12 protein-coding genes are annotated in these 11897 nt (G+C 69.1%); 7 read left to right on the top strand and 5 right to left on the bottom strand.

Annotation, left to right across the window (positions count from 1 at the left end; genetic code table 11):
- Window positions 1-34: 34 nt before the first annotated feature.
- Together rffA and ACFP3H_RS25250 are read right to left on the bottom strand one after the other, a co-directional pair.
- The gene (gene rffA, locus ACFP3H_RS25255; protein WP_378609695.1) at window positions 35-1171 is read right to left on the bottom strand and encodes a dTDP-4-amino-4,6-dideoxygalactose transaminase; all 1137 of its coding nucleotides are present in this window, start codon (window positions 1169-1171) and stop codon (window positions 35-37) included.
- Window positions 1168-2208, bottom strand: coding sequence for a glycosyltransferase (locus tag ACFP3H_RS25250; RefSeq protein ID WP_378609694.1), 1041 nt, complete (start codon window positions 2206-2208; stop codon window positions 1168-1170). The genes rffA and ACFP3H_RS25250 overlap by 4 nt, the downstream gene beginning before the upstream one ends.
- Window positions 2209-2424: 216 nt before the next feature.
- Here ACFP3H_RS25250 and ACFP3H_RS25245 point away from each other — a divergent pair, with 216 nt between their 5' ends.
- From ACFP3H_RS25245 to ACFP3H_RS25235, 3 genes are read left to right on the top strand one after another with little or no spacing between them, the layout of a single operon-like run.
- Window positions 2425-4935, top strand: a complete 2511-nt coding sequence (locus ACFP3H_RS25245; RefSeq protein ID WP_378609918.1) for a hypothetical protein — start codon at window positions 2425-2427, stop codon at window positions 4933-4935.
- Entirely contained in the window at window positions 4932-5369 is a 438-nt protein-coding gene (locus tag ACFP3H_RS25240) for a GtrA family protein (RefSeq protein ID WP_378609693.1), read from the top strand. Before ACFP3H_RS25245 ends, ACFP3H_RS25240 begins: the two co-directional genes overlap by 4 nt.
- 9 nt (window positions 5370-5378) lie before the next feature.
- The gene (locus tag ACFP3H_RS25235; RefSeq protein WP_378609692.1) at window positions 5379-5603 is read left to right on the top strand and encodes a Trm112 family protein; all 225 of its coding nucleotides are present in this window, start codon (window positions 5379-5381) and stop codon (window positions 5601-5603) included.
- Window positions 5604-5758: 155 nt separating this feature from the next.
- Here ACFP3H_RS25235 and ACFP3H_RS25230 read toward each other — a convergent pair whose 3' ends face one another.
- The 3 genes from ACFP3H_RS25230 to ACFP3H_RS25220 are packed head-to-tail and all read right to left on the bottom strand — an operon-like array spanning window position 5759 to window position 7911.
- The gene (locus ACFP3H_RS25230; protein ID WP_378609691.1) at window positions 5759-6394 is read right to left on the bottom strand and encodes a TetR/AcrR family transcriptional regulator; all 636 of its coding nucleotides are present in this window, start codon (window positions 6392-6394) and stop codon (window positions 5759-5761) included.
- Between the two features lie 24 nt (window positions 6395-6418).
- Window positions 6419-7180: an ABC transporter permease gene (locus ACFP3H_RS25225; RefSeq protein ID WP_378609690.1), complete on the bottom strand. Its 762-nt coding sequence runs from the start codon at window positions 7178-7180 to the stop codon at window positions 6419-6421.
- Window positions 7177-7911 carry an ABC transporter ATP-binding protein gene (locus ACFP3H_RS25220; RefSeq protein ID WP_378609689.1) on the bottom strand — a complete coding sequence of 245 codons (735 nt, stop codon included), beginning with the start codon at window positions 7909-7911 and terminating at the stop codon, window positions 7177-7179. The genes ACFP3H_RS25225 and ACFP3H_RS25220 overlap by 4 nt, the downstream gene beginning before the upstream one ends.
- Window positions 7912-8018: 107 nt before the next feature.
- Between ACFP3H_RS25220 and ACFP3H_RS25215 the strand changes: the two genes are divergently transcribed.
- The 4 genes from ACFP3H_RS25215 to tyrS all read left to right on the top strand — a co-directional run bounded on the left by ACFP3H_RS25215 (window position 8019) and on the right by tyrS (window position 11499).
- Window positions 8019-8636 (top strand): DNA-3-methyladenine glycosylase, encoded by a 618-nt coding sequence (locus ACFP3H_RS25215; RefSeq protein WP_378609688.1) that lies wholly within the window; start codon window positions 8019-8021, stop codon window positions 8634-8636.
- A gap of 105 nt (window positions 8637-8741) precedes the next feature.
- Window positions 8742-9155, top strand: coding sequence for a DoxX family protein (locus ACFP3H_RS25210; RefSeq protein ID WP_378609687.1), 414 nt, complete (start codon window positions 8742-8744; stop codon window positions 9153-9155).
- 180 nt (window positions 9156-9335) lie between these two features.
- Entirely contained in the window at window positions 9336-10184 is an 849-nt protein-coding gene (locus ACFP3H_RS25205; protein WP_378609686.1) for an alpha/beta fold hydrolase, read from the top strand.
- 28 nt (window positions 10185-10212) lie between these two features.
- Window positions 10213-11499 (top strand): tyrosine--tRNA ligase, encoded by a 1287-nt coding sequence (tyrS, locus tag ACFP3H_RS25200; RefSeq protein WP_378609685.1) that lies wholly within the window; start codon window positions 10213-10215, stop codon window positions 11497-11499.
- Window positions 11500-11897: the final 398 nt, after the last annotated feature.

Raw genomic sequence — 11897 nt, 5'->3', positions numbered from 1 at the left:
CTTGTTCGTTGCTTCGGTGCCCCGTGACCGGTGGCTACACCCGGTACTCGGTGACCGCGTCGACGACCCGACCGAGCTGGGCCTCGCTGAGCAACGGCCACAGCGGCAGTCGCACGATCGTCGCCGAGAAGTTCGCCGAGCGCGTGCACGGCACCGGGGTGCGGCCGTACTTGAGCCCGGCCGGACTCGAATCCAACGGAATGTAGTGGAACGGCGCGACGATCCCGCGTTCGGCGAGATGGGTGATGATCCCGTCGCGGCTCTCCTCGGTGGGCAGGCGCAGGTAGAACAGGTGCGCGGTGTGGCCCGCGTCGGCGGGGATGGTCATCGGACGAATGTCGTTGCGGGCGGCCCAGTCCGGCAGCGCGGCCGCGTAGGTGTCCCACACGCGGTGGCGGTTGGCCTGGATCGTGTCGAACTCGGCCAGTTGCGCGTCCAGCACCGCGGCGTTGAGTTCGCTGGGCAGGTAGCTCGAACCGATGTCCTGCCAGGAGTACTTGTCGACCTGACCGCGCAGGAACCGCGCCCGGTCGGTGCCCTTCTCGCGCATGATCTCCGCGCGCGACATCAGGATCTCGTCGGACAGCAGCAGCGCGCCGCCCTCACCGCAGTGCACGTTCTTGGTGTCGTGGAAACTCTGCGTGCCCACGGTGCCGATGGTGCCGAGCTGGCGACCGCGCCAGGTTCCGCCCAGGCCGTGCGCGTTGTCCTCGATGATCGCCAGCCCGTGCCCCTCGGCGAGGTCGAGCAGGGCGGCCATGTCGGCGGCGACCCCGCCGTAGTGCATCACCACGATCGCCTTGGTGCGGTCGGTGATCGCGGCGGCCGCGGCGGCGGGATCGATATTGCCGGTGGCGTCGTCGATGTCGACGAACACGCACGTCGAACCGCGCAGCGCCATCGAGGTGGCCGCGGAGGTGAACGCGAAACTCGGGACGATCACCTCGTCGTCGGGGCCGAGTTCGAGCAGCAGCGCGCCCAGTTCCAGCGCGTGCGTGCACGAGGTGGTGAGCAGGGCGTGCTCGGCGCCGGTGATGGCCTTGATCTTCGCCGTGGCCGACCGGGTGAACTGGCCGTCGCCGTGACTGTGATCGGAATCGAGCACGGTCATCAGGTTCTGGCGCTCGACGGCCGCGCGAAACGGCCTGCTGAAGATGATGCGCTCGCTCACTCGCGGTCCCCGTTCTCCGTCGCGGCCGCCGGCGCCGCGCCGTCGACTCGAACGCTCATGGCCGGCGCGTGCATCGTATCCGGGCGCGGCGTGGGGGATTGCACGGTCAGGTACAGCGGCTTGCCCACCAGGATGTGCAGGGCCACCCCGAGGTATTCGGCGATCAGGCCGAGCGAGAACAGCATCGCCCCCGAGCACAGCAGCATCACCACGATGATCGAGGCCCAGCCCTCGGGATCCTGATTGTCCTGGGTGAGCGCCTCCACCACGATGATCCCAGCCAGGATCACCCCGGCCAGCGCGAGACTGACGCCGAGCATGCTCACCAGGCGCAGACCGCGAGTGCCGCTGCACAGCACCATCTTCCAGAACAGCGAGAACAGGCGGCGATAGTTGTAGCCGGACTCGTCGCGGCCCTCGGCACGCAACACCACCGGCACCGACACCGCGTTGCCCACCACCCAGGTGAGCGCCACGTCCAGGTACACGCCGTTGGCCGCGACCTCGGCGAGCTGACGGCCGATATCACCGCGGATCAACCGGAAACTCTCGAACCGGGTCGAATCGGGGAACGCGAACACCGTGGCCAGGACGACCTTCGCGCCGCGCGAGGTGAGATTGCGCAGGAAACCGTGCGGGCGGGTGTTGGACGGCTTGGAATAGACCAGGTCCGCGCGCGAGGCCAGCGCGGCATCGAGGAAATCGGCGATGAAGCTCGGGTCGTGCTGGCCGTCCTCGTCCATCGTGACGATCCAGTCGCCGCGCGCCGCCGCCATCCCGGCGATGGTGGCCGCGTCCTGACCGAAGTTGCGGCTCAACCACACCGCGCGCACCTGCGGGAACGCGCCCTCGAGCTCCTGCAGGACCACATCGGACCGGTCGGGGCCGTTGTCGTGGACGAGGATGATCTCCTCGACGGCGAAGCGCGCGCCCGCGGCGGTGGTGCTGGGACCCGTCAGCCGATCGAGTTCGGCGACCAGCGCGGCGATGGTCTCCTCGCCCCGATAGACCGGCACCACCACCGACACCGAATGCACCGGAGCCGACCCGGAACGATCGGGGGCGTTCGCGCGCACCACAGGGTCGGGCCGGGACGGTGCGGAAGGAATCGGCATCGGACGCTTTCGGTGTTTTCGGAGGTGTTAACCCAACGGTGTGCGCACTTTAACACCGAGGGGTGACTGTTCCTCGGCGCCGGATCCAGCTCTGCGGCAGTGCCCTCGCGCGCGGGCCTGTAGGGTCTGGTCCTCGTGGTGGAAAGTAGAACCCCGTCCCGACGTTCGGTCTACCTGTGGGGCCTGCTCACGTCCGTCGGTGTGATCGCGGGATACGGCGCGGTTCTGCTGGCCAACGTCCGGCATTTCTACACCGACGACACCGAATCCCAGTACGTCCCGCTGTGGGTGATGCTCGGCAACCGGCTGCGCGAAGGCCAACTGCCGGTGCTCGTGCCCGAGCACTGGATGGCCGGGAACTACGCGATCGAGGAAGCGGGACTGCTGAACCCGCCGCAGCTGCTGATCGATCTGATCGCGCCCTCGGTCGACAACCTCGTGCTGTACGCGACCGTGGTGAAGCTGATCTTCGCGATCATCCTCGGCCTCGGCGTCTACCGGATCTGCCTGGCCTACGGCTCGCGGGTGCAGTGGGCGGCGCTGGCCGGTGTGTCGATTCCGTTCACCGGGTGGCTGCTGTTCTTCGACGAGGCCAGCTGGATGACGGCCTTCACCGGCACCGCGTGGATGGTGCACGCCTGGGCGTCGGGGGTGCGCTACGCGCGCGGGCGCGGCGGACCGATTCCGGTGTTCGTCTATCTCTACCTGGCGATTTCGGTGCAGTACATCTTCCCGGCCGTGGAAGCCGGGCTGATGATCGCCGCCGTCGTGGTCGGCGAGGTCATCTACCAGCGCGCCTGGCGTCCGTCGCTGAAGCTGGCGGCGGTGGCCGGGCTCGCGGCGCTCGCGGGCGCGGCGACCTACCTGCCGAGCATGCTGTCGGCGAAGGTGACCTGGCGCGGCACCGCCCAGATCAACAACGACCAGTTCCTCACCGTGCCGTGGTCGGAATCGCTCAACGCCAGCCTGCCCTCGACCCTGCCCGCCTTCACCTCGTGGTGGGGCTACGTGCAGCCGATGCCGGTCGTCTACATCGCCTGGTTCCTGATTCCGGCGCTGGCCTTCATCGACTGGGGTCGCGCGCGCGGGGCCTGGCGCGAACTCAGCGGCATCGCGCTGTTCGCGATCGCGGCGCTGATGTGGACCGCCGGACCCGGCACCATCGGCCCGCTGCGCTGGCCCGCCCGCGTGCTGCCGATGGTGGCGCTGGGCCTGCTGCTGCTGGTGTGCGTGCTGCTCGGACGCTTCGCGACCGGCAAGGACTGGCGGCCGCGCGCGATCGCGGCGGCGGTGTTGATCGGGCTGCTGTGGGTGCGCTCGTTCTCCGCCGACCCGCACCACTGGGTCGCCCACGTGATCGCCGCGTTCGCGGTGGCCGTGCTCGGCGCCGCGATGGTGTGGCTGGCGTTGAACCGAGGGATCACCGCGGCGGTCGCGCTGGCGATCATCGCCGTGGGGCCGATCGCGTACGTGCAGGTCGAACGGGCGCAGCCGACGCCGATGAGCTGGAACCTGCCCAGCGACCGGGCCGCGGCCCGCGCCGCGTTCCCCGAATTCGCGGGCACCACCCTGCAACTCGGTGATCGCGCGCTGATCCAACCGGGGGAGCGCAGCCTCGACGGCGCCTACGGGTCGCTGGTGTTCGGCAACTACGCCAAGGACATCGAACGCACCTACGTCAGCGGCTACACCCCCAACGGGCACTTCTGGTTCGGCGAGATGCTCTGCATGCGCTGGGACACCAGCGTATGCCCCGACGCCTACCGCCGCGCCTTCGCGATCGAACCGTCCACCGGCAAGACCACCGTCGACCTGATGAACGTCGACCGGGTGGTCCTGCAACGCGCCCTCTACCCGACCGCGCGCACCGAACCCGCCCCCGCGGGCTGGAAATGGGTCGACTACCCCGGCCACGAGAACTACCTGTCGGTCCTCGAACGCGAGGACGGACTCATCTCCACCCGCAACGGGCGCGTCTCGGCCGTCGAGAACGCCACCGCGATCTCGACCTCGGAGAGCGACACCACCAGCCGCGTCACCGTGAGCTCGGAGACCGGCGGACGCGTGGTGTTCGCGCGGCTGGGCTGGCCCGGATATCGGGTGAGCCTGGACGGCAAGGACATTCCGTTCACGGTCGTGGCGAAGAGTTTCGTCGCGGTCGACATCCCGGCCGGGACGCGCGCGGGCGACCTCGAGGTGACCTGGCGCCCGCCCGGCTGGAAGATCGGCGGGGCGGCGATCGGGCTCGGGGTGCTCGGGCTGGCGGTGTTCCAGTGGTTGTACGTGCGGGGTCGCAGGTCCGAGGACGACGGGTCCGACGCGGCGTCGACCGACGGTGTGTCCCCTGCTGACGATGACGGCCCGCACGCCGAGGCGCCCGCTGGTGGTGGTGCGGCCGGCGCCGCGGCCACGGAGAATGCGTCGGTTGATGGCGTGTCGCCTGATCGGGTGCCTGGCGCGGTCGACGGCAATGCGTCGGGTGACGCGGTGTCGCCTGATCAGGTGCCTGGCGCGGTCGACGGTAATGCGTCGGGTGACGCGGAGTCGCCTGCGGGGACAGTCGGCGATGCCTCGGTCGATCGGGCGGCAGGCGGGCCCGCCGCGGGCACGGTGGCCGACGGTGACGAACTCGCGGGCTCGGTGCGATGACGTCCGAGGCGGCCGGTGGGGTGCTCGAGACACCGGGGCCGCTGCTGCGGATCGTGAAACGGCAGGAACTGGCGTTCGCGGTCGTCGGCGGGTTCAACACGGCCTTGGGCATGGTTCTCGTCGTGTTCTGGCTGCACGTGCTCGGCGACGGTCGACCGGGACTGGCGGTCGTGGCCGCCTACGCGATCAGCACGGTCGTCGCGTTCGTCCTGCATCGCACGCTGGTGTTCCGGGTGCACGGGCACCTGCTGCGCGACTTCCTCGGCTTCTGCGGGGTGAACGCGGGCGGCCTTGTGCTCAACGTGATCCTGGTCGAACTCGCGGTCACCGTCGCGGGTTTTCCGGCCGCGCCCGCCTCGGTGATCGTGATGGGTCTGGTCGCGGTGCTGAGCTTCTTCGGACACCGCTACATCTCGTTCCGGCGGGCGCGGTAGGTTAGGCACATGGCGCACGAATCCACCATCGACGCAACCCTGCTCGGCCTGCTCGCCTGCCCCCAGGACAAGGGCCCCTTGCAGCTGGTGCGCACCGAAGCCGATGCGAGCGTGCTCTACAACCCGCGCCTACGCCGCGCCTATCCGATCGACAACGGCATCCCGGTGCTGCTCATCGACGAGGCCCGCGACGTCACCGACGCCGAACACGAATTCTTCCTCGCCGAATCCTGAGCGACCCGGTTCGGCGCGCACGGCTCACCCGAGCGGGCGCGCCGACATCGCGGTTGCCCCGGTATCGCGAACGCCCGGCATCGGACCCGGGCATCGTGGACACCCAGGGCGGGGCCGTCCACGCTCAGTCCGTGCACCGCGTGTGTGCTACCGAATCACGGTGTGGCCGTGTCGATATCGCCGGTGAGGTAGCGCTGTAGCGTCGGTCCGACCGCGGCGACTACCTCGTCGATCGGCATCGACGCGAGCGGTTCGATCACCATGATCTTGCGCGCGGTGAGCACCCCCACCATCTGCGCCGCCGCCAGCGCGACCCGGGCACGGGCGTCGTCGCCGGGCGTGGCGATGCGCAGGCGCACCCGTTCCAGGACCACCTGGAGCAGGAACGCGCGCGCCGGACTCTCCGCGCCCCCGCTGAACATGCTGCGCGCCATCGCGACAATGCCCGGCCCGGCGGGGGAGTCCCACACCGTGACCACGGCCCGCACGATCGTGGCGCCCAACTCCTCGACCGGTGCGGCGTCGATGGCGTCCAACGTCGCCGCCGGGTCGATGGGGAATTCCACCGCCGCGGCGAACAGTTGCTGCTTGGTGCCGAAATAGTGGTGCACCAGCGCCGGATCGACATCGGCGTCGGCCGCGATCGCGCGGATCGAGGTCTTGTCGAACCCGGCGCCGGCGAAACGCTCCCGCGCGGCGTCGAGAATGGCCAGCTTGGTGTCGGCGTTGCCCGGCCTGCGCCCGGTGCGCCCGGATCTCGGTGTGCCGGAACCGGATTCGCCGTCACTCATGCTGGTCCTCTCGTCGTGGTCGGGCTAGGGAGTACGTCGACGCAGGGTAGCCGCGGCCAGGCCGAGCGCCACCACCGCGAACCCGGCGACCACGGCGATATCGCGCCACATGGTCGCGGTCGGCTCCGCGTGGGTCGACACCTGCTGCAGCGCGTCGACCGCGTAACTCAAGGGCATCACATCGCTGATCGCCTCCAGCCACCCGGGCAGCCGGTCGCGCGGCACCAGCAGCCCGCACAGGAAGATCTGCGGCGCCACGATCACCGGCATGAACTGCACCGCCTGGAACTCGGTCCGCGCGAACGCACTGGCCAGCAACCCCAGCCCGACCCCGCACACCGCGTCGACCATCGCGATCAGCATGACCCAGCCGGGAGAGCCCGCGGCCGTCATACCGAGCAGCCAGAACGCGACCGCGCACGCGACGGCGGCCTGCGCGGCGGCGGCGAGGGAGAACGCGGTCCCGTACCCGGCGAGCAGATCGAACTTGCCCAGCGGGGTGGTGAGCAGACGTTCGAGCGTGCCCGAGGTGCGTTCGCGCTGCATCGCGATCGCCGTGATCAGGAACATCACGATGAACGGCAGGATGCCGAGCATGGTGATGCCGACCCGGTCGAACATGGTGAGCGGGGCGTGCGGCGCGCGCGGCGCGTCTTGGTAGATGAAATACAGCAGGGTCATCAGCAGGGCCGGGACGACGAGGATCATCGCGACCGTGCGGTGGTCGTTGCGCAGTTGGCGCAGGATCCGCGCGGTGGTGGCGGTATAGGGGCGCAGCGTGCTCATGCGTGCTCTCCCGTCGTGATCAGGGCCAGGAAGGCGGCCTCGAGATTGCGTTCGCCGGTGCGCTCGCGCAAGGCGTCGGGACTGAGTTGGGCGAGCAACGCGCCCTCGCGCATCAGCAACAGCTCATCGCAGTGCTCGGCCTCGTCCATCACATGACTCGACACCAGCAGCGTCGTTCCCGCCGCGGCCAATTCGTGAAACCGCTGCCACAACTCGACCCGCAGCAGCGGATCCAACCCCACCGTGGGCTCGTCGAGCACGAGCAGCTCGGGCTTGCCGACGAGCGCGCACGCCAGCGACACCCTGGTCTTCTGCCCACCCGAGAGCTGATCGCCGAGCTGGTTCGCGTGGTCGGCCAAACCCACTGCGGCCACGGCGGATTCGACCTCGGCGCGGTCGCGTCCGTAGAGGGCGGCGTAGTAGGCGACGTTGTCCGCGACGCTGATATCGGCGTAGATGCTCGGCGCCTGGGTGACGTACCCGACCCGCCTGCGCAACCCGGCACTGCCCGCCGGCTCCCCGAGCACGGTGACGGTGCCCGACTTCACCACCTGGGTTCCCACGATGCTGCGCAGCAGGGTGGTCTTGCCGCAGCCCGAGGGACCGAGCAGTCCGGTGATCGAGCCACGCGGGATATCGAGCGTGAGCCCGTGCAGAACGGGGCGTTTTCCGCGCTCGACGGTCAGGTCCGTGACCTCGACGGCGCTGGGTGGGGGTGCGGTGCGCGACATGGTCGCCTCAATTCATCGTGTGTTGAATTCACTACGTGATGAATTTAGCGCGGGCGAGGCGACGCGGCAAGGTCACTGGGCGTGTCCGATGGGTGTCGTGGGCGACAATGGCGACCGTGTCCGCTCAGGAACTGGCCGTCGACCCGCCCACCGCTGCCCGCCGATTGCTCGGCGCGGTCCTGTGGTCGGGACCTGTCGGTCTGCGCGTCGTGGAGGTCGAGGCCTACGGCAGCGACCCGGACGGTCCGTGGCCCGATCCGGCGGCGCACTCCTGGCCGGGCCCGACCGCGCGCAACGCGGTGATGTTCGGACCCGCCGGGCGGCTCTACGTCTACCGCTCCTACGGAATTCACCTGTGTGTCAACGTGACCGGGGGTTTCGACGGGGTGGCCGGGGCGGCGCTGATCCGGGCGGCGGAAGTGGTCGAGGGCGTCGAGATCGTGCGCGAGCGCAGGCCTGCCGCGCGCAAGGACACCGACCTGGCGCGGGGACCGGGCAATGTCGGCAGTGCGCTCGGAGTGCGCATGTCCGACTACGGAACCGAGCTGTTCGACCCCTTCTCCGCCCTGCGCCTGGAATTGCGAACTCCGGTGTCGGACAACGAGATCGCCGCCGGACCCCGCGTCGGGGTGAGCCTTGCCGCCGATATCCCGTGGCGGTTCTGGCTCCCGGCCTCGCCCGCCGTCTCGGCCTACCGCCGCAGCCCGCGCGCGCCCTCGGTGTAGCTCGCGAAAAAGATTTCGCGGACAGCGATGAGTTCCGCGACGACGGTCCGTCTCTTCTGGTGAACGCGCTACCCACCGAGCGCGACCGACACCGAAGGACACGACATGACCACCGCAGCCACCCCCACCGCGAACTTCTCCAGCTCCTACCGTCCCGGCAAGATCCGCAACCGCGTGCTGTGGACCCTGCAGATCGTGCTGGGTCTGTTCTTCATCATCGCCTCGGGCGGACCCAAGCTCGTCATCCCGCACACCCTGATGGACAACGCCCCCGCGAACCTGACCATCCCGATCGGGCTGCTGATCTTCATCGGCGTCGTCGAGGTCGCGGGCGGAATCGGCCTGATGGTGCCCCGCCTGAGCGCACTGGCCGCCGCCGGACTCTCGGTGCTCACCGTGCTCGCCGCCGCGACCCAGGCCTTCATCGCCGACGCCCCCGCGATGGCGATCTTCCCGCTGGTACTGGCGGCCGTGTTCGCCTGGATCGCCTACGAACGTCGCGGCACCCTGACCCGATGAGCCGGGCCTCGACCCGCCGCTGATCGCCGGAGCCCGACGCTTCGGCGATCAGCGGTGTGCGGACCTCGTCGCCGGAACCAAGATCGCCGAACCGATCTCGTCGGCCGATCCAATAGGGCGAAGTCGGCCCGGATGCGACGATCGAAGACCACGCAATCGACCGTTCGAGCAGGAGCGCCCGTGTTCACTTTCCCCAGCAGCGACGGCACCACCATCCACGTGCGGACCTGGCTGCCCACCGATGTCGAACCGATCGCCGTCGCGCAGATCGTGCACGGTATGGGCGAGCACTCCGAGCGCTACAGCCACATCGCCGAACGTCTCGCGGCACTGGGTTACGCCGTCTACGCCGACGATCACCGCGGCCACGGCCTCAGCATGGGCACCGTGCCGGGCGAGCTGGGCGCCGACGGCTGGAACCTGCTCGTCGCCGACGAAGTCGCGCTCACCGAGATCCTGCGCGAACGCCACCCCGGCCTGCCCGTCACCCTGATCGGCCACAGCCTCGGCTCCTTCGCCACCCAGCAGTACCTGCTCGACCACTCCGAGCTGGTCGACCAGGTCGTGCTCAGCGGCACCACGGCCGTCGACGGACTGTTCGGCGAGATCGCCGCCGCCGGTGGCGACCTGACCGCGTTCTTCAACGCCGAATTCCAGCCCACCCGCACCGACGCCGACTGGATCAGCCGCGACGAAGACCAGGTCGACGCCTACATCGCCGACCCCTGGTGCGGTTTCGCCATCGACGAGGCCAATATGGGTCTGCTCGCGGTCACCTCGCACACGCACCTGGCGAACCCGAGCACCGTGCGCACCGACCTGCCGCTCTACGTGATGGTCGGCGACAAGGACCCGCTCAACAGCAAGCTGAGCCTGTCGGACCTGCTCGTCCAGCGCTACCGCGACGCGGGCCTGACCGACATCACCTACCGGGTCTACGCCGACGCCCGCCACGAGGTCCTCAACGAAACCAACCGCGACGAGGTCGAAGCCGATCTGCTCGCCTGGATCACCCGCGCACGCGCCTGACCTACCGCATGCGGAAAGATGGGTCAGCGTGACCGGCGACATCTTCGACGAACTGACCTGGCGCGGCCTGATCGCGCAGTCCACCGACCTGGACGAGCTGCGCGCGGCCGCGGCCGCCGAGCCGCTGACCCTCTATGCCGGGTTCGACCCGACCGCCGCCAGCCTGCACGCCGGCCACCTCGTCCCGCTGCTCGCGCTCAAGCGCTTCCAGCTGGCCGGGCATCGTCCGATCGTGCTGGCGGGCGGCGCGACGGGCATGATCGGCGACCCGCGTGACGTCGGCGAACGCACCATGAACTCGACCGACACCGTCGCCGAGTGGGCCCAGCGCATCCGCGGCCAGCTCGAGCGGTTCGTCGACCTAGACGACTCGCCGACCGGCGCGGTGATCGTCAACAACATGGACTGGACCGGCCCGCTGTCGACCGTCGACTTCCTGCGCGAGGTCGGCAAGCACTTCTCGGTGAACGTCATGCTCGCCCGCGACACCGTCAAACGGCGGCTCGAGGGCGACGGCATCTCCTACACCGAGTTCAGCTACATGCTCCTGCAGGCCAACGACTACCTGCAGCTGCGCCGCGAACACGGCTGCACGCTGCAGGTCGGCGGCTCCGACCAGTGGGGCAACATCATCGCCGGCGTCGAACTGAACCGGCGCGTGGACGGCGCGCACGTGCACGCGCTCACCGTGCCGCTGGTGACCTCGGCCGACGGCAAGAAGTTCGGCAAGTCCACCGGCGGCGGCAGCCTGTGGCTGGATCCCGACCTGACCAGCCCCTACGCCTGGTACCAGTACTTCGTGAACACCGCCGACGCCGACGTGGTGCGCTACCTGCGCTGGTTCACCTTCCTCTCCCGCGAGGAACTCGACGAACTCGAGCAGGCCACCGCCGAACGTCCCTTCGCCCGTGCGGCGCAGAAGCGCCTGGCCGCGGAGATGACGACCCTGGTGCACGGCGAGGCCGAGACCCGCGCGGTGGAACTGGCCAGCCAGGCCCTGTTCGGGCGCGGTGAGCTGAGCGAGTTGCCGCTGTCGACCCTCGGCGCCGCGCTGCGCGAGACCGCGGTCGACGGCAAGGTGGCCGAGGTGGTGCCGGGTGAGCCGAACACGATCGTCGACCTGCTCGTCGCGTCGGGCCTGTGTGACAGCAAGGGCGCGGCCCGTCGCGTGGTCAACGAGGGCGGCGCCGCGGTGAACAACCAGCGCGTCACCGACCTCGACTGGTCGCCGGCCGATGCCGACTACCTGCACGGGGAATGGCTGGTGCTGCGTCGCGGCAAGAAGAACATGGCCGGCGTGCGTCGGATAGCCTGACGCCGCGGGGGAGGCCTGAGTCACGTTCGCGCGGCGCAGGCCTCCACAACGGCCGATCGCACCGCCGTGACCTGCGGAGATCCGGTGCTGTCCAGGCGATTTGACGCGGCGTTATCCGGCGCGTAACTTATTGGAAGTCAGAGCGACACGGACACCAACCCGGAGCCGAGACGCTAGCCCGAGAGGCTGGCGGGCCAGGGAAACGCGGTAGTACGGGGAAGCGCCTGACAGAGCTGAAGATCTTGTGACCAGGCTTACGATTGACATCGTCTGGATGCGAGGTTAGGCTGGAACAGTTGCCCTGCGGAAGATCCGGATAGCCGGTTATTCTGCTTGTGCGTGTGTTCTTTGAGAACTCAATAGTGTGTCGATGAATGTCAGTGCCAATATTATTATTG

It is taken from the genome of Nocardia lasii (genome assembly GCF_042658545.1).
In the GTDB taxonomy this organism is placed as follows: Bacteria; Actinomycetota; Actinomycetes; order Mycobacteriales; family Mycobacteriaceae; genus Nocardia; species Nocardia lasii.
Note: the sequence above shows the minus strand (reverse complement) of the source record. Positions and strands in the feature narration are given on the sequence as shown.

What these genes read in the sequence shown, in the direction of transcription:
- ACFP3H_RS25225 (WP_378609690.1), bottom strand. Translation starts at nt 7,180, where the DNA reads ATGAGCACGCTGCGCCCCTATACCGCCACCACCGCGCGGATCCTGCGC.
- ACFP3H_RS25215 (WP_378609688.1), top strand. Translation starts at nt 8,019, where the DNA reads ATGGCGACCGTGTCCGCTCAGGAACTGGCCGTCGACCCGCCCACCGCT.
- ACFP3H_RS25220 (WP_378609689.1), bottom strand. Translation starts at nt 7,911, where the DNA reads ATGTCGCGCACCGCACCCCCACCCAGCGCCGTCGAGGTCACGGACCTG.
- ACFP3H_RS25210 (WP_378609687.1), top strand. Translation starts at nt 8,742, where the DNA reads ATGACCACCGCAGCCACCCCCACCGCGAACTTCTCCAGCTCCTACCGT.
- ACFP3H_RS25240 (WP_378609693.1), top strand. Translation starts at nt 4,932, where the DNA reads ATGACGTCCGAGGCGGCCGGTGGGGTGCTCGAGACACCGGGGCCGCTG.
- ACFP3H_RS25230 (WP_378609691.1), bottom strand. Translation starts at nt 6,394, where the DNA reads ATGAGTGACGGCGAATCCGGTTCCGGCACACCGAGATCCGGGCGCACC.
- ACFP3H_RS25235 (WP_378609692.1), top strand. Translation starts at nt 5,379, where the DNA reads ATGGCGCACGAATCCACCATCGACGCAACCCTGCTCGGCCTGCTCGCC.